The following is a 23,667-nucleotide window of genomic DNA, read 5'->3' on the forward strand; positions in this document are numbered from 1 at the left end:
GATCAGCTCGCCGACATCCGGCCCCACGGCTCCAATAAGTGACTGATGGCTGTAAAAAGCGGAACAGTGAATCAGCGTCACCCTCGCTAATGGATCAGCTCGCCTACATCTGGCCCCACGGCTCCAATGCTTTGATGATCGGTACCGCCATTTGATCCAACACTTGGCGGGCCCACCTTTCTAACACCAGAGCCAAAGTGGCAACTCCTAAAAGGGAGCACTGTCTTGTAGAATCCGGCATCTCGCACAGACGACTTCGCACCAGGGAGTGGACGTTATGATCGATATCTCCGTAGCAGTACTTTTCACAGGTGCTTGCCTTGCGCTTACGCTGACACCCGGCCCGGATATGCTATTGATTGCTTCCCGAAGCATGAGCCAAGGCAGGGCTTCGGGGTTCATGTCGCTGGCAGGTATCCAAGTAGGCACCTACTGCCACGCACTGGCTGCGGCCTTGGGATTATCACAACTGATGGTCAACATCCCCACTGCATACGACGTCGTCCGGTTCGTGGGTGCTGCCTATCTTGCATTTCTTGCTTGGAAAGTTTTTACATCCGCTGCATCGCCGCTCAAGGCCGATGGAACCCTGACCCCCACGCCTCTCCTGCGCATTTTCCGGCAAGGTCTGCTGACCAATCTGCTAAACCCGAAAATGGCACTCTTTGTATTAGCGCTCTTTCCACAATTCGTTGACCCGACCAAAGGTTCGATGATCGCTCAGATGTTGCTATTCGCGACCATCTTGAACGTCGTGGGCTTGCTCGTAAACGGGTCTGTGATTATGTTGGCGAGTAAGGTCGGGAGCAAGCTGGCTACGAATGCCAGGATTGCCAAGCGATTCAATCAAATGCTCGGCGCGGTGTTCCTCGGGCTGGCTTGCCGCTTGACGTTTATATCCGGGAGGTAAGGTTTCGGGGGCGCGGTACACAAGGGGCCGTTCGTGAAGCATTCGAAGATGCAGCGGCGTAGCAGCGCACGAATGGGGCCATAGCGCCCCCCCTGATGGCGGCGCTGGAAGCGTCGTCAACCCGGGGACGATAGGGTCCACGCAGACAAGAACGCTGAGCAGGCCTTGGCCGATGACACCAGCGAACACGCTGCAAGAGCCAGGTGCCAGCCTGAATCAATACGTGTCTAATACCCCCCCATAACAAAACAGCTTCCCGGATGCCCCATGCAACTCAAACACAAGATCGTCGCCTTGGGCATCCTGCCGCTGATCCTCGCCGTCTGCGTCATCTGCGCCCTGGTCATCGTGCAGAACCAGCGGCTGGGCGAACAACAAGCGCAACTGATCGAAGACAGCATCCTGGCCAGCAAACGCGCAGAACTGAAAAACTACGTCGAAATGGCCATGAGCGCCCTCGCCCCGATCTACGACAGTGGCCGTGACGACGATCGGACCAAACAGCAAGTCCTCGAAGAACTCGCCAAACTCAGCTTCGGCATCGACGGCTATTTCTTCGTGTATGACCAGAACGGCCGCAACCTGATGCACCCCCGACAAGCCGCGCTGGTCGGCAAGGACCTCTGGAACATGACCGATCCCCAAGGCCTGCTGGTGATCCGGGCCCTGCTGAACAGTGCTCAGTCCGGCGACGGCTTCCAACACTACGCCTGGGAAAAACCCTCCACTGGACAAGTCACCGACAAACTCGCCCACGTGGTCATGCTCAAGCGCTGGGGCTGGATGCTCGGGACCGGCATTTATCTGGAGGACGTCGAGCGCGCCACCCAACAGGCGCGTCATGAAGTGGCACGGGGGATCTACGCCACCATGCTCGACATCGGCGCCGTGGCGCTGATCGCGGTGTTGCTGGTGTTCATCTGCGGCCTGACACTGAACGCCAGCGAACACCGGCTAGCGGACCGCAAGTTGCAGTTGCTCAACCAACGCATCATGAATCTGCAAGAGGAAGAGCGCTCGCGGCTGTCTCGTGAGTTGCACGACGGCATCAGCCAGGTACTGGTGTCAATCAAATTCCAGTTGGAGTTGGCCGGTCTGCAACTGGAGGGCAATGACCCGAACGGCCTCGACACCTTGCGCCAAGGGACCGAGCGGCTGGGTGAAGCCATCGGCGAGATCCGAACCATCTCCCACGACTTGCGCCCTTCCCTGCTCGACACCCTGGGGCTGGCGGCAGCGGTCACGCAACTGGTTGCCGAATTCGAACAGCAAACCGGGCTGACCATTCACTATCGCCACGATCTGGGCAACCTGAAGCTGGCCGAAGGCGCCCCCGTGGCCTTGTTCCGCATCCTTCAAGAGGCGCTGACCAACGTCGAACGTCATGCCCATGCCCAGAACGTCTTCATCGACTTGCGCGGCACCAAGCGACAGGTCCAACTGACGGTGCGCGATGACGGAGTCGGCTTCAAGGTGGACGTCAACCACCTGCAGGAGATACAGGGGGGCATCGGTTTGCGTAATATTCGCGAACGCGTCGAGCATTTCCACGGCCAGCTCAACCTGTATTCGGTGCCCGGACACAGCGAGTTGACCGTGGTCATGCCGGTGAGCATCGCCGCCTGATCCATCCACCCAGACAGGAACCCCGCCTCGCATGAGCGCCAGCCAGCCCATCCGCATTGCCTTGGTCGACGACCATTCCCTGGTCCGCGACGGTGTACGCGCGCTGCTTTCCACGCGGCCGTTGTTCGAAGTGGTGGGCGAAGCCGAGAACGCGGCGCAAGGCCTGGCGATGTGTGAAGACGTCAAGCCGGACATCCTGCTGGTGGACATCGGCCTGCAAGACATGAACGGCCTGGAGTTGACCCGGCTGATCCGTCAGCGCTGCCCCAGGATCAAGATTCTGATTCTGAGCATGTACGACAACCAGGAATATGTCGCCACGTCGATCCGCGCCGGTGCCAGTGGCTACGTGTTGAAAAACGCACCGTCGCGGGAAATCGTCGCGGCCATCGAAGCCATCGCCACGGGGGGCACCTTCTACAGCGCGGAAGTGACCCTCAAGCTGGTGTCGAAAAAAGTCGACGACAACGAACTGACTCCCCGTGAGGTGGAAGTGCTGGTGGGGCTGGCCAAGGGGTTGGACAACAAGACGATTGCCCGAAATCTGGCGATCAGCGTGCGCACCGTGGAAACCCATCGCCTGAGCATTCGGCGCAAGCTGAACATCGACAAGCCGGCGGGGCTGGTGAAATACGCGATGGAGCACGGGTTGCTGGTGCGTTGAGGCGCCACTGCCGCTTGGCCGTCAACCCTCGGCCGTGTGGCGACAAACGGCCAGGACGACTCAACCCGCCGGCATCGGCACCCCTTGCAGCGCCGTGCCCTCATCGACCGGCAGCGCAAACCTGAACGTCGCGCCCTGCCCCTGAACGTCGAGCAACTCAATCCGCAGCCCATGCAATTGCAGGATCTGGTACACGATCCGCAATCCCAGCCCACCGTCTCGGCGCGCACCGCCAATGTTGAACGGCCGCAGGAACAGGCCTTCGCGCAGGGGGGGCGCAATCCCGGGCCCGGTGTCGCTGACCGTCACATCGACATGGGCCTCGCGGGGCTGCAGCGCTATGCGGATCTCGCCCCCCGCTGGCGTATGGCGCAACGCGTTGTCGAACAGGTTGGTCAGCACCCGCTCGATCAACCCGAGGTCCGCATACACGCCGGGAATGGAGGCCCCGAAGTGGGGTATGAGGTTGACGCCCTTGCTCTGGGCGGACAGTTCGAACTTCTGGAAGATGTCCTGCACCAGGTCCGTCAACGAAAAGCGCTCGATCACCGGCACCACGAAACCATGTTCCAGCCGCACCAGGTCGAGCAATGACTGGGCCAGCCCTCCCACTTTGCGGCTCTGCTCCAGTGCGATGCCCAGATACCGACGCCGTTCCTCCAAGCTCAATGTCGCGTCCTTGACCGACAGCACCTCCAGATAGCCGTGCAACGACGCGAGCGGCGTGCGCAGGTCATGAGAGATGTTGGCCACCAGTTCCCGGCGGTCCTGACTCTGGCGAGTGAGGGTCTGCCATTGCTCGCTCAAGCGGTTCTGCATCTGTGCGAAGGTCGCCGCGAGCACGGCGATCTCGTCATGGCCGTGGCCGGCCGGTTCGAGCCCCGAAGCCGGCAGGGCGACGGGGGCGGCGTTGATGTCGAATTGGCTGACCGTCTCGGTCAGACGTCGCAAGGGACGGGTAATCCAGGCAAAGGCGGTCAGACCCGCCAACAGGCACAGCAAGGCGATCAGGCCGATCGACCAGAGCGCCGTGCGCAACGCCTCACTGGTGGCACCGCGCTCGGCGAAGCGGTCGTGGGCCTCGCCCAACAGCACCACGTACAAAAAGCCGGCCGGTTTGCCCATCACCATCAGCGGCGCCGCGCTGAACACCTTGCGCGTTTGCGCACTGCGTGGGTCATCCCCCAGGATCGGTAACGGCGCCCCGGCCAGCAGTTGGCGAATCGGTGCCAGATCCACGCGGTCACGCACCAGGCGGTTCTTGGGCGCTGCATCGCCCACGACCCTGCCCTCGCCATCCAGCAGATACACCTCGACACTGGGGTTGACCAGCATCAGTTGGCTGAACAGCTCGCGCACGGCATCGGGCTTCAGGCCATTGGCGTCCATCAACTGGGTGTCGCGGGCGATGTGCTGGGCCAGGTCGCGAGACAGGCCCTGGACCACTTCCAATTCGTGCATCTTGTTGGAGCGGACCTGCAGCAGCACGGAGGTGCCGCAGCAGATCAGCAGCAACAGCGCGAACACCAGCGATAAACGCTGGGTGAGGGTCATCTTCATCACGCCTCTCCTGCGTCGCCCGGGCCGGCAAATTTATACCCCCGCCCCCACACCGTCAGGATGCGCAACGGCTGGGCCGGATCGACTTCGATCTTGGCCCGCAAGCGGTTGATGTGCGTGTTGACGGTGTGTTCATAGCCTTCGTGGTTATAGCCCCAGACCGAGTTGAGCAAGTCGAGGCGCGAGAACACTTTGCCGGGTTGGCGCACGAAGAAATACAGCAGATCGAACTCCCTAGGCGTCAGGTCCAGCGAGCGGCCGTCCAGGGAAGCATCACGGGTCAGCGGATCGATGAACAGCCCGGCGCTGGAAAGGCTGCCCGCGTCCATTTTCAGGTTGCGCGCCATGGCATCCACCCGGCGCAGCAAGGCTTTGACCCTGGCGACCAGCTCCATCATCGAAAAGGGTTTGGCCAGGTAATCGTCGGCGCCCAGCTCAAGGCCAAGGATGCGGTGCATTTCGCTGGAACGGGCGCTGGTGATGATGATCGGTGTGTAGCGCGTCATGGCCCGGGCGCGGCGGCAGATCTCCAGCCCGTCGACGCCCGGCAGCATCAGGTCGAGGATCAGCGCATCCCAGCCGCCCTGTTCCAGCAGGCGCAAGCCCTTTTCGCCATCGGCGCTGTGCACCACCTCGAATTGTTCGTCCCGCAGGTGCAAGCCGATCAGGTCGGCGATATGACTGTCGTCCTCGACCACCAGAATGCGTTTGGGCTGATCCATGAAAAGCAAACCTCGCCAGTGCGATGCACGATGGCACCCATTGTGCCGATTTTGCCGTCGTTGAGTTATCACGAATTGTTTAACTCTCGGTGAGGATTCGGGGAACAGCGCCCGCCTAACCTTGGCTCATCGCAGTCGCCCGTGTCAGCGGGCCGTGCCGAGGAGTCGAACATGGTTTCAAGACGACAGTTTCTGGTAATCAGTGGAAGCATTGGCAGCGCCGCCCTTGCCTTGGGCCTACTGCCCAAGTGGGCCGACGGTGAAACCCTCGTGCCGCAAGACGGGCCGGTGGGCAGCTTCGAAGTCAGCCACAGCGACGCCGAATGGCACGCCTTGCTCAGCGACGAGCAGTTTCAGGTCCTGCGTCGCGAAGCCACCGAGCGGCCCTACAGCAGCCCGCTCAACGATGAACACCGCACGGGCACCTTTGCCTGCGCCGGTTGCCAGCTGCCGCTGTTTGCCTCGACCACCAAGTTTGACAGCCATACCGGCTGGCCGAGCTTCTGGGCGCCACTGGACAACGCCACCGCCGTGCGAACGGACACCTCGTTCGGCGTGCTGCGCAAGGAAGTCCACTGCCGACGCTGCGGCGGGCATTTGGGGCATGTCTTCACCGACGGCCCGAAACCCACTGGATTGCGCTACTGCATGAACGGCCTGGCGATGACGTTTGCCGGGGCAGGCGCGTGACCCGCGTCATTCACACCCGAACATCGATTGAAGGAACCGCCCCATGCTTCTGATCCTCCTCGCTTACCTCGGCGGCGTGCTGACCATCGTCAGTCCCTGCATCTTGCCGGTGCTGCCGTTCGTGTTCGCCCGCACCGGGCAACCCTTCGTGCGCAGCGGCCTGCCGTTGCTGGTCGGCATGGCGCTGACGTTTGCGCTGGTCGCCACCCTCGCGGCGGTGGGCGGCAGTTGGGTGGTCCAGCTCAACCAGTATGGCCGAGGCTTGGCGCTGGCCTTCGTGGCGTTGTTCGGCCTGACGCTTCTGTTGCCCAAACTTGCCGAGCGCCTGACACGTCCCTTGGTGGCCGCCGGCAGCCGACTGTCCGAGCGCGCCTGCGTGGACGCCCGCCCCCGTCCGTGGGCCTCATTGATGATCGGCGTGGCGACCGGCCTGCTCTGGGCGCCTTGTGCCGGTCCGATCCTGGGCTTGGTCCTGACCGGCGCAGCGCTCCAGGGGGCCAGTGTCGGTACCACCCTGTTGTTGCTGGCTTACACTGCGGGTGCGGCCACTTCGCTGGCCCTCGCCCTGCTGCTGGGCGGCCAAGTGTTCAAGGCAATGAAGCGCTCGCTGGGTGCCGGTGAGTGGATTCGTCGGGGCCTGGGTGCGGCCATGCTCGCCGGTGTCGGCGCCATTGCGTTGGGGCTGGACACCGGCATTCTCGCCCGCGTGTCCACCGCGTCGACGGGCGGCCTGGAGCAGGCACTCGTCGGTCGACTGGCCAGCGACGATAAGGGCAATGGGGCCCTGCAGGGCGGGGCAATGATGGCGCAGAACATCCCCGGTAGAGACCCGGCCGGCGCCAGCATGCAGACTTCCGGTGCGATGATGAGGGCCGCGATAAGCAGCACGTCGGCCCTACCGGTCGAAGGCCAGTTGTCCCCACTGGAGGGTGCCGTGCAGTGGCTGAACTCGGCGCCGCTGACTGCCGAACAATTGAAGGGCAAAGTGGTGCTGGTCGATTTCTGGACGTACTCGTGCATCAACTGCCTTCGCACCCTGCCCTATGTCAAAGCCTGGGCGGACAAATACCGTGACCAGGGGCTGGTGGTGATCGGCGTCCACGCGCCGGAGTTCGCCTTCGAGCGTGACGTGAATAACGTCACCCGCGCCATGAAGGACCTGGGTATCGACTACCCGGTGGCCATCGACAACGAGTACAGGATCTGGCGGGCGTTCGACAACCAGTACTGGCCGGCCCACTACTTCGCCGATGCCCAGGGCCGGATTCGCTACCACCACTTCGGCGAAGGCGCTTACGACGAATCCGAGCGGGTCATCCAGGCACTGCTGCGCGAGGCGGGCAGTCGTCAAGTGGCCGATGACTTGATCGACGCCAATGGCCAGGGCGTACAGCAGGCTGCTGACCTGGGCGATGCGAAGTCCCCGGAAACCTACCTGGGCTATGAACGTGCCGAACGCTTCGTGTCCCCCGGTGGCCCGAGCCACGACCGCAGCGCCCCCTACAGCACCCCGCAGGATCTGACGTTGAACAGTTGGGGGCTGGAGGGCCAGTGGAACATCGGCGCCGAGCGCGCCCGCCTCGACGCTGCCCATGGCCGAATCGTCTACCGTTTTCACGCCCGGGACCTGCACCTGGTCCTGGGCCCGGGCAGCGATGGCAAGCCCGTGCGATTCAAGGTCACGCTCGACGGCAAGGCACCGGGCGATGCACACGGCAGCGACGTCGCCCCTGACGGCAGCGGGATCGTGGCCGAGCAACGCCTTTACCAGTTGGTCCGCCAGCCCGGCGACGTCGCCGATCACACCTTCACCATCGAATTCAGTGATCCGGGAGTGTCGGCCTACGCCTTCACTTTCGGTTGATCCCCGTGCAGCTCAGGAGTGCTTGATATGAAAACGTTCAGCCTTGCGTTATCCGGTCTACGTCGCAACAGCCTGCGTCTGGCGCTCGGCGTGGTCGTGCTGCAAACCGCCGCCTGCTCGTTTGCCGGTGAAGACGCAGTGAGCATCGCCCCGCCGCAGAAAGACGAAAGGGTCAGCACCGCCGGCACCGAAAAGGCGGTGCTCGCCGGCGGCTGTTTCTGGGGCGTTCAGGGCGTGTTCCAACATGTTCAGGGCGTTCGGCAAGTGGTATCGGGCTACGCCGGTGGCAGCGCCGACACCGCCCATTATGAGCGAGTCAGCGAGGGCGATACCGGGCACGCCGAGTCGGTCGAGATCACGTATGACCCTTCGCAGTTGAGTTACGGCACGTTGCTGCAGATCTTCTTCTCGGTCGCCCACAACCCGACTGAACTCAACCGCCAGGGCCCGGATCACGGCACCCAATACCGCTCCGCCATCTTTCCGGAAAATGCCGAGCAGCAAGCCGTGGCCCAGGCCTATATCGCCCAGCTCGATGCAGCGAAAGCCTTTGGCGCGCCCATCGTGACCCAAATCGAGCGCTACAACGGCTTCTACCCGGCAGAGGATTACCACCAGAACTTCCTCACCACTCACCCGACCTACCCCTACATCGTGGTCAATGACTTACCCAAGGTCAGTCAGTTGAAGCAGTTGTTCGCCACCCGCTACAGCGAACAGCCCGTGCTGCTCCAGACGGCGAAATAGCACGGGACACCCTGAAACGCCACGCAAAGGCCTTGACTGCCGTGCGCCCACGCTCTCCTCTTTTGACGCCCTCTGGGGCGTCTTTTTTTTTGATAGGAGGAGCGAAATGGACAATCTTCCAGCCTTCATTTTTTTTCCTAACACCCGCCCCGTACGACGCTCATCGGGCCCTGCCTGGGTTGAGTCCTTCCCGCTGTTTCTTCACCGCAGTGACTGTGCGACCTGTGACAGCTCCCCAGAGCAGTCATGGATGGCCCTGCAGGACTGAAAAGAGGCGCACGAGCGTCCAATACAGCCGCGAAGGATGCCTCGACACTGAACCTCTCTAAACCGGAGCCTGATCATGAATAAACTGACTACCGTGGCGGGAGCACCCGTCGTCGACAACCAGAACTCCCAATCGGCCGGCCCTCGCGGCCCGCTGATGTTGCAAGATGTCTGGTTGCTGGAAAAGCTGGCGCATTTCGACCGTGAGGTGATTCCCGAGCGGCGCATGCATGCCAAGGGTTCGGGCGCCTTCGGCACCTTCACCGTGACCCACGACATCACCCGCTACACCAAGGCCCAAGTGTTTTCAGAGATCGGCAAGAAGACTGACATCTTCATCCGCTTCTCCACCGTGGCCGGCGAACGTGGGGCGGCCGACGCCGAGCGCGACATCCGCGGTTTCGCGGTCAAGTTCTACACCGAACAAGGCAATTGGGACCTGGTGGGCAATAATACGCCGGTGTTCTTCCTGCGCGACCCGCTGAAATTCCCTGATCTCAACCACGCGATCAAACGTGACCCGCGCACCAACATGCGCAGCGCCGACAACAACTGGGATTTCTGGAGCTCACTGCCTGAAGCGTTGCACCAAGTGACGGTGGTCATGAGCGATCGCGGCCTGCCCAAGTCCTATCGCCACATGCACGGCTTCGGCAGCCACACCTTCAGCTTCATCAGCCCGAACAACGAACGGTTCTGGGTCAAATTCACCCTCAAAACCCAGCAAGGCATCGAAAACCTGACCGACCAGGAAGCAGCGAGCCTGGTCGCCGATGATCGCGAAACCCATCAGCGCGACCTGTACGAAGCCATCGAAAAAGGCGAATTCCCGCAGTGGAAACTGTTCGTGCAAATCATGCCTGAACAGGACGCCAGCACGTACCGGGTCCACCCCTTCGACCTGACCAAGGTCTGGCCGCATGCCGACTACCCGCTGATCGAGGTCGGCGTGCTGGAGCTCAACCGCAACCCCGACAACTACTTTCACGATGTCGAACAGGCGGCGTTCAACCCGGCCAATGTGGTGCCCGGCATCAGCTTCTCCCCGGACAAGATGCTCCAGGGGCGGCTCTTCTCTTATGGCGATGCCCAGCGCTACCGGCTGGGGGTCAATCACCATCAGATTCCGGTCAACACGCCCAAGTGCCCGGTCAACAGCTACCACCGCGACGGCCAGATGCGGGTCAACAGCAACGCGGGGGGCACCATCGGTTACGAGCCGAACAGCAAGGGGGCGTGGGTGGAACAACCGGACTTCTCCGAGCCGCCGCTGCAATTGCATGGCGCGGCTGCCAACTGGGACTTCCGCCAAGACGACGATGACTATTACTCGCAACCGCGCGCGCTGTTCCGCCTGATGACGGCCGAACAACAGCAGGTGCTGTTCGACAACACCGCGCGTGCCATCAATGGCGCCTCGGCCTTGGTCAAGCAACGCCACATCGACAACTGCACCAAGGCCGACCCGGCGTATGGCGCGGGCGTCGCCGCCGCGATCGAGAAACTCGGCGGATAACGCCTCGTCGGCGTTGACACAAAAGGGGCTTCAGTCCACGTTAATGAAGCCCTTTTTGCCTCGAACGCTGCCCGGCGGCGTTCGTTGATCCGAGTCTTCGCCATGAACGAACTGCAGCAATTGAATGAAAGCCACGGCCTGCTATTGGTCTTCGTCAACGTATTGCTGGAGCAGATCGGCCTGCCGGTGCCGGCCTATCCGACCCTGATCGTCACCGGTGCGCTGGCGATGCAAAGCAAACCGCTGCTGGGCGCCGGCGTGCTGATCGCCATGCTCGCCTGCCTGATTGCCGATTCGCTGTGGTACCTGGCCGGCAAACGCTACGGCGCCGTGCTGCTGAAATCCATCTGCAAGATCTCCCTCTCTCAAGACACCTGCATTCGTCAAGGCCTCAACGTCTACGACCGCGTCGGGCCACGGGCGATGTTGCTGTCCAAATTCCTGCCGGGCGCCGGCGCCCTGGTCACCACCGTGGCAGGGATGAACGCCACGCCATTCGCGCAGTTCATGCGCTATTCGCTGGCCGGCTCGTTCATCTGGGCCGGGTCCGCGTTGCTGCTGGGCATGCTCTTCACCGATGCCATCATTCCTGTGCTGAGTTGGCTGACCGGCTACGTGCCCGTGGCCATTGGCGGCGTGCTGCTCGCGTTGGGCCTGTTCATCGGCTGGAAGTACTGGAAGCGTCGTCGCCTGGCCCGGCGCACGGCCAGAATCCCGCGCATCACCGTGCCGCAGCTGTTGGCGTTGCGCGACACAGACGAGCCGCCGGTCATCATCGATGTGCGCCCTACCTTCCACACCCACGTGGTGGACGGCATCCCTGGCGCGATTTCCATCAGCCTGGAAGAGCCGCTGGACCCGTGGGTCGAACAACTGACCGATGTCGACATGGTGTTCTACTGCGCCTGCCCCAACGAGCTTTCCGCGGCGTTACTGGCGGAAAGGCTGCGCGCTCGGGGGTTGACCCGTGGCAAGGCCCTGGTGGGTGGACTGGATGCCTGGCGCGAGGCCGAAGGGGAACCGGCGCTCGTCGATAAGCCTGCAGCGGCCTGAGCGGCAAGCCCGAGCTGACGCTAGCGAGGCATCATCTGCATGCCGACGTACAGACGCAGCAACTCATCGGTGCGGTAAGGGTTACAGCCGCTGAGCTCGGCAATTTTTTCCAGACGGTAGCGCAGGCTGTTGCGGTGAATCCCCAAGGCGTCGGCACAGGCCTGGCTTTCCCCGCTGTAATCGAACCAGGCACGCAGTGTATCCAGCAATTGAGCATGGCCTTGCAGCCCCTTCAAGGGTTCGGCCACCCCCTCGGCCAGCCAATCGTGACGATGGCGCCAGAACAGCACCGCCAGACGGTGGCTGGCCAGCCGCAACAGACGTTGTTGAGGTTGTGCGACGCGGGCGTATTCCAGCAGGTCCCGCGCGGCTGCACAGGCATGGCGCAACTCGCTCAAATCGGCAGAAGGCTCTGCCGTCGCCATGCGCACCACCGGCCAGCCCTGCTCGTCGAACTGCTCGAGCAGCAAGGCGTCTTCACGGTCTTTACCTGCCGCCCTGCACCAATGCACGCGCTGGGGTTCGCAAGAGACGCACCAACTGTTGGCGTAACGCCCGTTGAGCCACGCGGCCAATTGACCGGCGTACCCGGCACCGTCAGGCAGTTCGATCACCACGGCCTGGCGAGTCAAATGAGGTTGCAACCCCAATTGCTCCGCTTCATCGATCAGATGCCCCGGGTTGTCGCCCAGTAAAAGACGCGCCAGCAGGTCCTCACTGCGCTGATGTCGCCATTGCTGATCGGCCTGCTGCCGCCGATGCTCCATCAACATTTCCGCGGTCATCTTCACCAGCTCGGCATAGACCCGCACCTGGTCCGGTTCACCGGTAATGCCCAGCACGCCCACCAGTTGCCGGTCCAGCATCAGCGGCAGGTTGACGCCCGGCCGCACACCGCTCAGTCGCTTGGCGGTATGGGAATCGATCTCCACCACCCGGCGATTGGCCAACACCAATTGCGCGCCTTCATGCCGCGTGTACAGACGCTCGGCCTCGCCGCTGCCGATGATGATGCCCAGGTAATCCATCACGTTCACGTTGCACGGCAGGATGGCCATCGCTCGGTCGACGATGTCCTGGGCCAAGGCATGATCAAGGGCGAACATGAGCGATGTCCGGACGATACAGGGATTGAAGATGCGTCTGAGTCATGGCGTGGTCTTGATTCACAGGGTCTGCCTGAGGGGGACACCGGGTTCCGACACGTCTGCGGGCAGTTAAGCTACCTGCCGGGCCCAGGTCATGGCACAGTGCAGGGAGAGCACTGAAATTGCAATGAGATCACGCCATCTTGCCCAGACACGCCCTCGCCCTTCTCTCGTTCCTGGCTTTGCACGCCTGTGCGTCCAATGACGTGCCCCTAGGCCAAGCGAGCTTCGCCGAGTATCGCCAGCAAACCGTCGCCTGGCTCCAACAGCACCGTGACTTCCAGACCCGCGACCATGGGGCAGAACTGGAATGGAATGCACCCCAAGAGTGGCGACCGAATGGCGTGGCCAAACGCGGGATACTGTTGGTGCATGGGCTGGGGGATTCGCCTTGGTCCTTCCATGATGTGGGCCAGGCGCTGGCCGATCAGGGCTTCCTGGTGCGTACGGTGCTGCTGCCGGGACACGGCAGCAAGCCGTCGGACATGCTCGATGTGACGCTCGAACAGTGGCAGCAGGTGGTCCGCGAACAGACCGCCGCCCTGCAGCGCGAGGTGTCGACGGTGTACCTGGGTGGTTTTTCGACCGGGGCCAACCTGGTGCTGGATTACGCCTACGACCGCTCGGACATCGCCGGCCTGGTGCTGTTCTCTCCCGCGTTCCGCCCTGCCAACACCTACGCCTGGCTGACCCAATACATCGGCTGGTTCCGTCCCTGGCTGGCCAGCCCGAGCGACGGTAACCGCCCGATGCAGACACCGGTCCGCTACCTGAACGTGCCCACCAACGGCTTTGCACAGTTCTACCGCAGTGCGCTGCTCGCCCAGGAACATTTGGAAACTCGCCACTATGAGAAGCCGGTGTTCGTGGCCATCACCCAACACGACTCCGTGCTGGACACCGCCTATGTACTGGACAGCTTCAACACCCGGTTCAGCCATCCGGCCAGTCGGTTGATCTGGTATGGCGCTTCCCCAGCCATGACCGCCCGCACCCCGCGGGTCAAGGTGCGCACCGACGACCTCCCGGCCTACCGGATCGCCCAGTTCTCGCACATGGGGCTGATGTTTTCACCGCAAGATCCGCTCTACGGCAAGGACGGCAGCCAGCGCATCTGTTGGAATGGCCAAGAAGCCGCTGCCATGCAGAAATGCCTGGATGGAGAACCGGTCTGGTATTCGGACTGGGGGCATCGCGAACCGGGGAAAGTTTTCGCAAGGCTGACGTTCAATCCCTATTTCGATTGGCAGATGGGGGTGTTGATGGGGGTATTGGAGAGCACCCGTTAACCGTGCATGCCCCACTAGGCCCGCTGGTTAATCCGCCGGGGCCAGGCGCTCGCGGCTGTTGCTCAGGTGCGTCCACATGGCGGCGCGGGCGGCGTCCGGGTCCTGGCGGCCGATCGCGGCGAGAATCGCTTCGTGCTCCAGGTTCGCCAGGTACGCATGGTGGGTCAGCCGAGTGCCTGCCCGCTCGCTGGAGCCGATACCGCTGCGCGGAATGATGGCCTGTCCCAGGTTCTGCAGGATGTCGAGAAAGTAAGGATTGCCCGTCGCCTCGGCGATCAGTAAGTGAAAACGACGGTCCGCCTCCACGCAACTGTCTTCCTTGGCCAGCAAATCCTGGTAGTCATCCAGGGCCTGTCGCATTGCAGCGAGGTGGTCAGGCGTGCGTCGTTGAGCGGCCAGTGCCACGGCCTGGGTCTCCAGCCCCATCCGCAGCTCGATGATGTGGCGCACGGTAAACACGGTTTCGACCTTCAGGTGCAGGCCGCCGGACGCGGACCGTGGCAGAACGAAGGTGCCCTTGCCCTGATGGGTTTCCACCAATCCTGACGCCTGCAATTTGAAGATCGCTTCACGCACCACCGTACGGCTGACGCCGTGCTCGCGAACCATCTCGTGTTCCGAGGGCAATTTTTCGCCTGCGGCGATATGCCCGGAAAGGATCCGCTGACTCAGGTCGGTCACCAGATCGGTGGCCAGGCTGTGCTGTCGCCGGAGTTTCGGAAGTCGGGCAGGTGTTGGCATGGGCGGCGGTCCTGGCTGTCGAAGATCGTTTTGCAACGCGTGAATACTTGTCTGTTTTGCTGAAAAAAGCGTGCCTGGAATTCGGGTAATCGGCTTCCGATGGCTGAACGAGACCTCCACGCAGCCCTGCCGGTACCGGGCTTGTAACGCGCCATCAGTGGTCGTTCAACTTGTCATACAAGCCGACTTAGTCTGCTGGTCAACTTGCAGAATGACCAGCAAATTCGCCTTGCAGCCGGTACTTTTACTTGTATGATGACTGGCAACAGGGCCTCACCCTGCCCTGCACGACAACCCGCATAACAATAATGAGTGGGAGTTACGCCAGTGAACACATCCTCATCCCCGCTGGATGATGCCGAGCCCTCCGTCCTCCAGACGGCCGTCTCCAAAGTCAAGCGCCATGTGCTGCCGCTGTTCGTCATCATGTTCATCGTCAACTACATCGACCGGGTCAACATCGGTTTCGTGCGTAGCCACATGGAACATGACCTGGGCATCGGCGCATCCGCCTACGGCTTCGGCGCCGGGCTGTTCTTCATCGCTTATGCGTTGTTCGAAGTCCCCTCCAATATCCTCATGCAAAAAGTCGGCGCGCGTCTCTGGCTCACCCGGATCATGTTCACCTGGGGGCTGGTCGCCGCCGCAATGGCCTTCATCCAGAACGAAACCCACTTTTATATCCTGCGGTTCCTGCTTGGGGTGGCAGAAGCCGGTTTCTTCCCCGGCGTGATCTATTACTTCACTCGCTGGCTGCCGGGCGTCGAACGTGGGAAGGCGATCGCGATCTTCCTCAGCGGGTCGGCCTTCGCGTCGCTGATCTCCGGCCCCCTCTCCGGCCTGCTGTTGCAGATCGAGGGCCTGGGCATGCATGGTTGGCAATGGATGTACTTCATCGAGGGGATGTTCTCGGTGGGCCTGTGTTTCTTCGTCTGGTTCTGGCTGGATTCCCGGCCGCAAGACGCCAACTGGCTGACGCAGGCAGAAAAGGACGCGCTGACCACGGCCATCGACGACGAGCAGCGCGCGCGTGAAGCGGCCAGTCCGGTGAAGCTGTCCATGGGTCAGTTGCTCAAGGACCCGCAGATCATCCTGTTTTGCCTGATGTACTTTTTCATCCAATTGACGATCTATGCCGCTACGTTCTGGTTACCGAGCATCATCAAGAAGATGGGCGATCTGAGCGACTTCCAGGTTGGCCTGTTCAACTCGATCCCCTGGTTCATTGCCATCGTCGCCATGTACGGGTTCGCCTCGCTCTCCGCCAAGTGGAAGCACCAGCAAGCCTGGGTGGCTTGCGCCTTGCTCATTGCAGCGGCGGGCATGTTCATGTCCACGACGGGAGGGCCGGTGTTCGCTTTCATCGCCATCTGCTTTGCCGCGCTGGGGTTCAAATCGGCGTCGTCGCTGTTCTGGCCGATCCCCCAGGGCTATCTGGACGCCCGTATCGCGGCGGGGGTGATTGCCCTGATCAACTCACTGGGCAACCTGGGCGGTTTCGTCGCCCCAACCGCTTTCGGCCTTCTCGAACAACAGACCGGTTCGATTCAAGGCGGCCTGTATGGGCTGACCGCGACCTCGATCATCGCCGCGATCCTGGTGTTCACGGTGCGCACTACCCGCAAGCCGGGTGGCGAGCCGCTGGCCAGCGCTGACGTCACGCATAGCCATTCCTGAGCCATCACCTTTTTACCGACCCACGGTGCCGCCTGGCGGCGCCTCGCCTATACAAGGATCGAGTCATGTCCTTACACCCTACCGGCAGCACACCCGTCATTACCGAGATGCAGGTCATCCCCGTGGCGGGTCACGACGACATGCTGCTCAACCTGAGCGGCGCGCACGGGCCCTACTTCACCCGTAACATCGTCATTTTGAAAGACAACGCCGGCCACACCGGTGTCGGGGAAATTCCCGGCGGCGAAAAAATCCGCCAGACCCTCGAAGATGCCCGCTCGCTGGTGGTCGGCAACACCCTGGGCAACTACCAGAAGATACTCAACCAGGTGCGCCGGACCTTCAGCGAGCGAGACGCCGGCGGCCGCGGCCTGCAAACCTTTGACCTGCGCATCACCATTCACGCGGTGACCGGCATCGAGGCTGCCATACTCGATTTGCTCGGGCAGCATCTGGACGTGCCTGTGGCCGCTCTGCTCGGCGAAGGCCAGCAGCGTGACGAAGTGAAAGTGCTCGGGTACCTGTTCTATGTCGGCGACCAGAAGAAAACCAACCTGCCCTACCGCACCGAAGAAGAGGCCGACAATGATTGGTTCCGCTTCCGCCACGAGGAGGCCCTGACACCCGAGCGCGTAGTGCGCCTGGCCGAAGCGGCCTTCGAGCGTTACGGCTTCGAGGATTTCAAGCTCAAAGGCGGGGTGCTCAGTGGAGACGCCGAGATCGAGGCCGTGACGGCTCTGGCCGAGCGTTTTCCAGAGGCACGCATCACCCTTGACCCCAACGGCGCATGGTCGTTGAAAGAAGCGATTCGTCTTTGCCGCGATCAGCACCGCGTGCTGGCGTATGCAGAAGACCCCTGCGGCGCGGAAAACGGTTACTCAGGCCGTGAGGTGATGGCCGAATTCCGTCGCGCCACCGGGCTGCGCACCGCGACCAACATGATCGCCACCGACTGGCGGGAAATGGGCCATGCCATCCAGTTGCAATCGGTGGACATTCCGTTGGCCGATCCCCACTTCTGGACCCTCCAGGGTTCGGTGCGGGTGGCGCAGATGTGCAACGAGTGGGGCCTGACCTGGGGCTCGCATTCGAACAACCACTTCGATATCTCGCTGGCCATGTTCACCCATGCCGCGGCCGCTGCGCCGGGCCAGATCACCGCCATCGACACCCATTGGATCTGGCAGGACGGCCAGCGCCTGACCAAGGCACCGCTGCAGATCATCGGCGGCCACATCAAGGTGCCGGAAAAGCCGGGACTGGGGATCGAGATCGATCTGGATCAGGTGCACAAGGCCCACGCGCTGTACAAAAGCATGGGGCTGGGCGCCCGGGACGACAGCGTGGCAATGCAGTGCCTGATCCCCAACTGGCAATTCAACAACAAGCAGCCCTGCCTGGTTCGCTGAGCGCGCGGTGCTTCGCCCCCTGGTCCCGCCGGCGCGTGGTTCCCTGCCCGCGCCTGCTACCACGCCGCCGTGCTAGGCTCTGTGCATCTCCGTGCATGAAGCCCGCCCATGACGCGCCTGACCCAGACCCACCCTCGCCTGACCCTGGCCGTTGCCTTGGGCATCGCTGCCGGTATTGCCTCCGTCCTCGTCGCCCCTGGCATGACGTTGACCAGCGACTTCCTGATTGCCTGGAACGTGGCCGGATGGATCTACATGGCGTTGATTATGCTGCGCACGGCCAGGTCCAACGCCGAGGACGTGCGGCGCATTGCCGAAGTCGAGGATGAAAACGCCGGCTGGGTGCTGGTGCTGGTGTGCGTGGCGGCGATTGCCAGCCTCGCCGCCATCGTGCTTGAGCTGTCCGGCATCAAGGACATGCCGTCCGGCGACAAAGCGCTGCATTACGCCTTCACCGGCGTGACCATCGTGGGGTCCTGGCTGCTGATCGGGGTGATTTTCAGCCTCCACTATGCGCGGATGTTTTATACCAGGGGCGGTGAAGACGCGGCCCTGCGCTTTGCCGATGGCGAGCAGAACCCCGATTACTGGGACTTCCTGTACTTCTCCTTCACCATCAGTGTGGCCGTGCAGACCTCGGACGTTGGGGTCGCCACGCGCAGCTTGCGCAAGGTGGTCCTCGCGCAGTCGTTGATCGGCTTTCTGTTCAACACCTCAATACTCGGGTTTTCCATCAATATCGCGGCGGGCTTGTTCAACTGAGGCGGCCGACGACGCCGTGCCCACCCGCCCTGCCACCGGCTGCCCCCGCCGAATCGGGGTTCCACTTGGCGCCTGCGAGGCGTATGTTGGCGCCCACAATTCCAATGTGCTTACACCACGAGGCCTGACCGAAATGACCCAGGGTTCCACACTGAACGTCGCAGTGATCGATGACTGGCAAGGCGTTGCGCAGGCGGCAGCGGACTGGACCGTCCTCGAGCCCATCGCCCGCGTCAGCTTCCTTCATGACTACCCTGCCGATACCGCCACCCTGGCAACGCGACTCAAAGACTTCGACGTGGTCTGCGTCATGCGCGAACGCACGCTGTTCGATGAGGCATTGCTCAGCCAGTTGCCTGGCTTGAAGCTGCTGGTCACTGGCGGCATGCGCAACGCGGCGCTGGACCTCAAGGCTGCCGCACGCCTGGGCATCACGGTCGTCGGCACCGACAGCTATAAATACGCGGCCCCCGAATTGACCTGGGCATTGATCATGGGCGTCACCCGCAACCTGGTCGACGAAGCCAACTCACTGCGCGCAGGCCATTGGCAGATCGGCATCGGCAGCGACCTGTATGGCAAGACACTGGGGATCGTCGGCCTGGGCAGCATCGGCCAGAAGATCGCACGCTACGCTCAGGCCTTCGACATGAACGTCATCGCCTGGAGCGAAAACCTCACGGCTGAACGCGCGGCCGAACACGGCGCCACCTATGTCAGCAAGGCAGAGCTGTTCGAACAGTCGGACATCATCTCGGTCAACCTGGTCCTCAGCGACCGCAGCCGGGGGCTGGTGGACGCCGAATCGCTGAATCGCATGAAGCCAACGGCGTATCTGGTCAACACCGCGCGGGGCCCGATCGTCGATGAAGACGCACTGGTCGAAGTCCTCCAACAGAAAAAAATCGCCGGTGCGGCACTCGACGTGTACAGCATCGAGCCGTTGCCCGCCGATCATCCGTTCCGCACGTTGCCCAATCTGCTGGCCACGCCCCATGTCGGTTACGTGACGGAGAATAACTACCGCCTGTTCTTCAGCCAGATGATCGAAGACATTCAAGCCTGGCACGCCGGTGCCCCCATCCGGACGCTCGCCTGATGACTATGCCCCTCTCCCGACTGCCTTCCGACCCACGTGCGGCCCTGGTGGTCATCGACATGCAATACGACTTCATGCCCGGCGGTGCGCTGGCGGTGGCCGATGGCGATACGCTGGTGCCCCGGGTCAATCAGTTGGCCGCCCAGTTCCGAAACGTGGTGCTGACCCAGGATTGGCACCCGGCCGGGCACATTTCCTTCGCCTCCTCTCACCCCGGACGGGCACCGTTCGACAGCGTTCCCCTGCCCTACGGGGCGCAGACCCTGTGGCCGGACCATTGTGTTCAAGGCACCCAGGGTGCCGCGCTGCATGCCGAGCTTGATGCGCCGCATGCGCAACTGATTCTGCGCAAGGGCTGCAACACAGGCATCGACAGCTACTCGGCGTTCGTCGAAGCCGATCGCACCACGCAGACCGGCTTGGCAGGCTATCTGAAAGAGCGCGGCATCGACAGCGTGTTCGTGGTCGGGCTGGCGCTGGACTTCTGCGTGGCCTGGTCGGCGCTGGATGCGCGGGCTGCAGGGTTCAACACCTGGGTCATCGCCGACGCCTGCAAAGCGATCGACCTGGATGGATCGCTGGAAAAGGCGTGGCGGGACATGACGGCAGCGGGGGTGGCGCGCATCCACAGCACCGACCTGGCAGGCTGACCGCCCGACGCAGCGTTCTGGGTGTCGACGGTCGCGCCTTGCCAGGCATCCCCTGCCCCTGAACGGATCGCGCAACCGTCCCGCATGCTTTAACGAGACCTGTCAGCGAACGACGATCGACGCCGCGTGTCTGAAGCAGCAGCACGACACTCCGCGAGATTGCGCCATGGCAAACGAAGAAGACGGCAAGACCCCCGGCCTCACCCCCGAAGAAGAACGCGACATCGATGAAAACCAGCCGCCACGCGCGGCGGTCCTGCATGAAACCATCCGCATGCAGGGCGACCAGGAGCTGGAGCGCAACGTGGCAGCGTTGTTCTGGTCGGCCTTGGCCGCCGGGCTGACCATGGGCCTGTCGCTGATGGCCATGGGGCTGCTCAATTCCCGATTGCCGGACGGCGAAGCTTTCAAAGTGATCGCCAGCGTCGGCTACAGCGCGGGGTTTCTGGCGGTGATCCTTGCCCGCCAGCAACTGTTCACCGAGAACACCCTCACTGCCGTGCTTCCCGTGATGACCAAACCGACGTTGGGCAACTTCGGGCGGTTACTGCGCCTGTGGACCACCGTGCTGATCGGCAACCTGTGCGGCACGCTGCTGGTGGCCTACGTCATGCTGGAGTTGCCGATTTTCGACGGCAAGACCGATGAAGCGTTTCTGGAGATCGGCCGCAAGGTCATGGAAAACAGCGTGACCCAGATGTTCGCCAAGGGCATTGTCTCGGGGTGGATGATCGCCACCATGGTGTGGATGATTCCCTCCATGGAAAACGCCAAGATGTGGATCATTCTGATGATCACCTACCTTATGGCGCTGGGGGATTTCACCCACATCGTCGTGGGCTCGGCCGAGGTCTCATATCTGGTGTTCGCCGGGGAATTGAGCTGGCGTGAGTTCTGGCAGGTGTTCGCCGGGCCGACGCTGGCCGGGAACATCATTGGGGGGAGCTTTATCTTCGCCTTGCTCAGCCATGCACAGATTCGCAGCGAGAGCGACGCGCCGAAGAAAGACTCACCTTCGGCCCGAGAGCCCAAGCGGTCGGCAAAAGCCAACGAGGTGTGAACGCGCTGTTGCAGCGCAGCGGGAGCACGCCGCGCTGCAACAGGAAGGATGGTCCCACTCCATCGATACCGCCCAGTACTTAAATTATTTTTAAGAAATCCCGGCTACGTTTAAAGGCAGAATGAAGTCTCCCGTTGCAACCTGCTCCAGGTAATCCAATGACCCGAATTCTGACCATCGAAGACGATGCCGTGACCGCCCGGGAAATCGTCGCCGAGTTAAGCAGCCACGGCCTGTCCGTCGACTGGGTCGACAATGGCCGCGAGGGCCTGGTGCGCGCCGTCAGCGGCGATTATGACCTGATCACCCTGGACCGCATGCTGCCTGAAGTGGACGGCCTGGCCATCGTCACCACCATGCGCGCGCTGGGCATCGCCACGCCGATCCTGATGATCAGCGCCCTGTCCGACGTCGACGAACGCGTTCGCGGCCTGCGCGCGGGCGGTGACGATTACCTGTCCAAACCCTTCGCCTCCGATGAGATGGCCGCTCGGGTGGAAGTCCTGCTGCGCCGCAGCAACCCCGTCACCCAGGCGGAAACCATGCTCAAGGTCAGCGATCTTGAACTCAACCTCATCACCCGTGAAGCCAGCCGCGCCGGACAGCAGCTCAACCTGCTGCCGACCGAATACAAACTGCTGGAATTCCTGATGCGCAACAGCGGACAAATCATCACCCGCATGATGATCTTCGAAGAGGTCTGGGGCTATCACTTCGACCCAGGCACCAACCTCATCGACGTGCACATCGGCCGCTTGCGCAAGAAAATCGATCCCCCTAACCTGACGCCGCTGATACGTACCGTTCGAGGCTCAGGTTATGTCATTGCCGAACCCGTCTAAGGGCTGGCGCTCCTCCAGCAGCCGTCTGCTGGCGCTCTACAGTTTCCTTTTCGTGGCCTGGAGCAGCATTCTGTTGGGGGTGCTGTACTGGGAAGTCACCAACTACCTGAACACCCTCGCCCGCCACTCACTGATGCAGCGCCAGCAATTGTTTTCCCGCTTCGAGGGCAAGCAACTGGACGATGCGCTGCGCACCAGCGACAAATTCGACATCCGCACCGTGGACGCCTACGGGCTGTTCGACAATGACCTCAAACCCATCAGCGGTCCGATCGACAGCATCCCCGAAGGCCTGGCCCTCAACGGTCAGATTCAAGAACTCGACACGTGCATCCAATCGGACGATCCGGACCTGCCCAGGGCCAGTTGCGATGCGGTGGCCATTCACACCCTCGACAACCGCTGGCTGGTGCTGGTGCGGGACAACGGCTCGCTGTTCGCCGTGACCACCCTGATCCTTCGCGCGCTGTTGTGGGGTATCTCCTTGACCATCATTCCCGGCGCGCTGGGCTGGCATCTGCTACGGCGACAACCCCTGCAGCGCATCGGCGCCATTCAAGCCAGCGCCGAAGCCATCGTGACGGGGGATCTGACCCGGCGCTTGCCCGTGTCGGACCGGCGGGATGAAATCGACATGCTGGCGGACATCGTCAACGCCATGCTCGACCGCATCGAGCGCCTGATGAACGAGGTCAAGGGTGTCTGCGACAACATCGCTCACGACCTGCGCACCCCGCTGACCCGTTTGCGTGCGCAGCTTTACCGCATACAGCAACAATCGGCGGAGGATTCGCCCCACGGGGAGCAGATGGCCCAGGTCATCGCCGACGCCGACACCCTCATGGCGCGGTTTCGCGGGCTGTTGCGCATCTCCGAGCTGGAAGACCACCAGCGAAGGTCCGCTTTCGGCCAACTTGACCCGGTGTCACTGCTGCAGGAGCTGTTCGATTTTTACCTGCCGCTGGCCGAAGAAGGCGGCATTTCATTGCAACTCAAAATCGCCGACGACCTTCCCCCGCTGGTGGGCGACCGGGCACTGCTGTTCGAGGCGTTATCGAACCTGTTGAGCAACTCCATCAAATTCACCCCGCCAGGTGGCCAAGTGCTGATGATTGCGCGGGCCGAGGGCGAAACACCCTTCATCGAAGTTCAGGACACCGGCCCCGGCATCCCGGACGCCGAGCGCGAAGCGGTGTTCAAGCGCTTCTATCGCAGCGAAACCGGCAACCAGCAGAGTGGTTTCGGGCTGGGCCTGTCGATCGTCGCAGCGATCGTCAATCTGCACGGCTTCAAACTGCGCATCGGCAGCAGCCCGTCGGGCGGCGCGAGCCTGGTATTGGAGTGTAGGCAGGTGCTGGCGTTGGGGTGAAC

The 23,667-nt window shown here is 62.3% G+C and carries 21 protein-coding genes; 17 read left to right on the plus strand and 4 right to left on the minus strand.

All coding sequences use genetic code 11. The annotated features are described in order from the left end of the window. The first annotated feature begins 277 nt into the window (after positions 1–277). From N5D61_RS11570 to N5D61_RS11580, 3 genes are all read left to right on the plus strand, one after another. Positions 278–910: a LysE family translocator gene (locus N5D61_RS11570; protein WP_279892747.1), complete on the plus strand. Its 633-nt coding sequence runs from the start codon at positions 278–280 to the stop codon at positions 908–910. Positions 911–1,177: 267 nt separating this feature from the next. After that, positions 1,178–2,536 (plus strand): cache domain-containing protein, encoded by a 1,359-nt coding sequence (locus tag N5D61_RS11575; protein ID WP_108238624.1) that lies wholly within the window; start codon positions 1,178–1,180, stop codon positions 2,534–2,536. Positions 2,537–2,567: 31 nt separating this feature from the next. Then, positions 2,568–3,200 (plus strand): response regulator transcription factor, encoded by a 633-nt coding sequence (locus tag N5D61_RS11580; RefSeq protein ID WP_279892750.1) that lies wholly within the window; start codon positions 2,568–2,570, stop codon positions 3,198–3,200. A 60-nt stretch (positions 3,201–3,260) separates the two neighbouring features. Here the strand turns inward: N5D61_RS11580 and N5D61_RS11585 are convergent, their stop codons facing one another. After that, complete coding sequence (locus tag N5D61_RS11585) at positions 3,261–4,760, minus strand: HAMP domain-containing sensor histidine kinase (RefSeq protein WP_279892752.1); 1,500 nt, start codon at positions 4,758–4,760, stop codon at positions 3,261–3,263. After that, a complete protein-coding gene (locus tag N5D61_RS11590) occupies positions 4,760–5,482 on the minus strand; it encodes a response regulator transcription factor (RefSeq protein ID WP_108238621.1) in 723 nt (240 codons plus the stop codon). The genes N5D61_RS11585 and N5D61_RS11590 overlap by 1 nt, the downstream gene beginning before the upstream one ends. 171 nt (positions 5,483–5,653) lie before the next feature. On the opposite strand from N5D61_RS11590, the gene msrB reads away from it, so the two are divergent. The 5 genes from msrB (at position 5,654) to N5D61_RS11615 (ending at position 11,619) form a co-directional block, all read left to right on the plus strand. Then, entirely contained in the window at positions 5,654–6,172 is a 519-nt protein-coding gene (msrB, locus tag N5D61_RS11595; protein WP_108238620.1) for a peptide-methionine (R)-S-oxide reductase MsrB, read from the plus strand. A gap of 43 nt (positions 6,173–6,215) precedes the next feature. Then, the gene (locus tag N5D61_RS11600) at positions 6,216–8,036 is read left to right on the plus strand and encodes a cytochrome c biogenesis protein DipZ (RefSeq protein ID WP_279892755.1); all 1,821 of its coding nucleotides are present in this window, start codon (positions 6,216–6,218) and stop codon (positions 8,034–8,036) included. 27 nt (positions 8,037–8,063) lie between these two features. Then, on the plus strand, positions 8,064–8,783 hold the full coding sequence (msrA, locus tag N5D61_RS11605) for a peptide-methionine (S)-S-oxide reductase MsrA (RefSeq protein ID WP_279892757.1): 720 nt from the start codon (positions 8,064–8,066) through the stop codon (positions 8,781–8,783). Positions 8,784–9,126: 343 nt separating this feature from the next. Then, positions 9,127–10,566, plus strand: coding sequence for a catalase (locus N5D61_RS11610; protein ID WP_108238617.1), 1,440 nt, complete (start codon positions 9,127–9,129; stop codon positions 10,564–10,566). Between the two features lie 102 nt (positions 10,567–10,668). Continuing rightward, entirely contained in the window at positions 10,669–11,619 is a 951-nt protein-coding gene (locus N5D61_RS11615; RefSeq protein WP_279892759.1) for a VTT domain-containing protein, read from the plus strand. Between the two features lie 20 nt (positions 11,620–11,639). Here the strand turns inward: N5D61_RS11615 and N5D61_RS11620 are convergent, their stop codons facing one another. Continuing rightward, positions 11,640–12,725 (minus strand): sugar diacid recognition domain-containing protein, encoded by a 1,086-nt coding sequence (locus N5D61_RS11620; protein WP_108238615.1) that lies wholly within the window; start codon positions 12,723–12,725, stop codon positions 11,640–11,642. Between the two features lie 218 nt (positions 12,726–12,943). Between N5D61_RS11620 and N5D61_RS11625 the strand changes: the two genes are divergently transcribed. Beyond that, positions 12,944–14,056, plus strand: coding sequence for an alpha/beta fold hydrolase (locus N5D61_RS11625; protein ID WP_279893071.1), 1,113 nt, complete (start codon positions 12,944–12,946; stop codon positions 14,054–14,056). Between the two features lie 27 nt (positions 14,057–14,083). On the opposite strand, the gene N5D61_RS11630 is transcribed toward N5D61_RS11625, so the two are convergent. Next, on the minus strand, positions 14,084–14,797 hold the full coding sequence (locus N5D61_RS11630; protein ID WP_108238613.1) for a FadR/GntR family transcriptional regulator: 714 nt from the start codon (positions 14,795–14,797) through the stop codon (positions 14,084–14,086). A gap of 327 nt (positions 14,798–15,124) precedes the next feature. Here N5D61_RS11630 and N5D61_RS11635 point away from each other — a divergent pair, with 327 nt between their 5' ends. From N5D61_RS11635 to N5D61_RS11670, 8 genes are all read left to right on the plus strand, one after another. Next, a complete protein-coding gene (locus tag N5D61_RS11635) occupies positions 15,125–16,474 on the plus strand; it encodes an MFS transporter (RefSeq protein WP_256600783.1) in 1,350 nt (449 codons plus the stop codon). Positions 16,475–16,539: 65 nt separating this feature from the next. Then, entirely contained in the window at positions 16,540–17,883 is a 1,344-nt protein-coding gene (gene gudD / locus N5D61_RS11640; RefSeq protein ID WP_279892764.1) for a glucarate dehydratase, read from the plus strand. 108 nt (positions 17,884–17,991) lie between these two features. Next, entirely contained in the window at positions 17,992–18,645 is a 654-nt protein-coding gene (locus tag N5D61_RS11645; RefSeq protein WP_279892766.1) for a DUF1345 domain-containing protein, read from the plus strand. Between the two features lie 133 nt (positions 18,646–18,778). Beyond that, on the plus strand, positions 18,779–19,744 hold the full coding sequence (locus N5D61_RS11650; RefSeq protein ID WP_279892768.1) for a D-2-hydroxyacid dehydrogenase family protein: 966 nt from the start codon (positions 18,779–18,781) through the stop codon (positions 19,742–19,744). A 5-nt stretch (positions 19,745–19,749) separates the two neighbouring features. Then, positions 19,750–20,394: a bifunctional nicotinamidase/pyrazinamidase gene (gene pncA, locus N5D61_RS11655; RefSeq protein WP_279893072.1), complete on the plus strand. Its 645-nt coding sequence runs from the start codon at positions 19,750–19,752 to the stop codon at positions 20,392–20,394. Positions 20,395–20,560: 166 nt separating this feature from the next. After that, positions 20,561–21,454, plus strand: coding sequence for a formate/nitrite transporter family protein (locus N5D61_RS11660; protein ID WP_279892769.1), 894 nt, complete (start codon positions 20,561–20,563; stop codon positions 21,452–21,454). A 158-nt stretch (positions 21,455–21,612) separates the two neighbouring features. Continuing rightward, a complete protein-coding gene (locus N5D61_RS11665) occupies positions 21,613–22,296 on the plus strand; it encodes a response regulator transcription factor (RefSeq protein ID WP_108238608.1) in 684 nt (227 codons plus the stop codon). After that, positions 22,274–23,665 carry a HAMP domain-containing sensor histidine kinase gene (locus N5D61_RS11670; protein WP_279892771.1) on the plus strand — a complete coding sequence of 464 codons (1,392 nt, stop codon included), beginning with the start codon at positions 22,274–22,276 and terminating at the stop codon, positions 23,663–23,665. Before N5D61_RS11665 ends, N5D61_RS11670 begins: the two co-directional genes overlap by 23 nt. Positions 23,666–23,667 lie beyond the last annotated feature (2 nt).

This window comes from Pseudomonas sp. GD03842 (assembly GCF_029841165.1).
Classification (GTDB): domain Bacteria; phylum Pseudomonadota; class Gammaproteobacteria; order Pseudomonadales; family Pseudomonadaceae; genus Aquipseudomonas.

Excerpts from the sequence above, each read along its gene's own strand:
- N5D61_RS11570 (WP_279892747.1), top strand. The coding sequence starts at position 278 with ATGATCGATATCTCCGTAGCAGTACTTTTCACAGGTGCTTGCCTTGCG.
- N5D61_RS11575 (WP_108238624.1), top strand. The coding sequence starts at position 1,178 with ATGCAACTCAAACACAAGATCGTCGCCTTGGGCATCCTGCCGCTGATC.
- N5D61_RS11580 (WP_279892750.1), top strand. The coding sequence starts at position 2,568 with ATGAGCGCCAGCCAGCCCATCCGCATTGCCTTGGTCGACGACCATTCC.
- N5D61_RS11585 (WP_279892752.1), bottom strand. The coding sequence starts at position 4,760 with ATGAAGATGACCCTCACCCAGCGTTTATCGCTGGTGTTCGCGCTGTTG.
- N5D61_RS11590 (WP_108238621.1), bottom strand. The coding sequence starts at position 5,482 with ATGGATCAGCCCAAACGCATTCTGGTGGTCGAGGACGACAGTCATATC.
- msrB (WP_108238620.1), top strand. The coding sequence starts at position 5,654 with ATGGTTTCAAGACGACAGTTTCTGGTAATCAGTGGAAGCATTGGCAGC.
- N5D61_RS11600 (WP_279892755.1), top strand. The coding sequence starts at position 6,216 with ATGCTTCTGATCCTCCTCGCTTACCTCGGCGGCGTGCTGACCATCGTC.
- msrA (WP_279892757.1), top strand. The coding sequence starts at position 8,064 with ATGAAAACGTTCAGCCTTGCGTTATCCGGTCTACGTCGCAACAGCCTG.
- N5D61_RS11610 (WP_108238617.1), top strand. The coding sequence starts at position 9,127 with ATGAATAAACTGACTACCGTGGCGGGAGCACCCGTCGTCGACAACCAG.
- N5D61_RS11615 (WP_279892759.1), top strand. The coding sequence starts at position 10,669 with ATGAACGAACTGCAGCAATTGAATGAAAGCCACGGCCTGCTATTGGTC.
- N5D61_RS11620 (WP_108238615.1), bottom strand. The coding sequence starts at position 12,725 with ATGTTCGCCCTTGATCATGCCTTGGCCCAGGACATCGTCGACCGAGCG.
- N5D61_RS11630 (WP_108238613.1), bottom strand. The coding sequence starts at position 14,797 with ATGCCAACACCTGCCCGACTTCCGAAACTCCGGCGACAGCACAGCCTG.
- gudD (WP_279892764.1), top strand. The coding sequence starts at position 16,540 with ATGTCCTTACACCCTACCGGCAGCACACCCGTCATTACCGAGATGCAG.
- N5D61_RS11645 (WP_279892766.1), top strand. The coding sequence starts at position 17,992 with ATGACGCGCCTGACCCAGACCCACCCTCGCCTGACCCTGGCCGTTGCC.
- N5D61_RS11650 (WP_279892768.1), top strand. The coding sequence starts at position 18,779 with ATGACCCAGGGTTCCACACTGAACGTCGCAGTGATCGATGACTGGCAA.
- pncA (WP_279893072.1), top strand. The coding sequence starts at position 19,750 with ATGCCCCTCTCCCGACTGCCTTCCGACCCACGTGCGGCCCTGGTGGTC.
- N5D61_RS11660 (WP_279892769.1), top strand. The coding sequence starts at position 20,561 with ATGGCAAACGAAGAAGACGGCAAGACCCCCGGCCTCACCCCCGAAGAA.
- N5D61_RS11665 (WP_108238608.1), top strand. The coding sequence starts at position 21,613 with ATGACCCGAATTCTGACCATCGAAGACGATGCCGTGACCGCCCGGGAA.
- N5D61_RS11670 (WP_279892771.1), top strand. The coding sequence starts at position 22,274 with ATGTCATTGCCGAACCCGTCTAAGGGCTGGCGCTCCTCCAGCAGCCGT.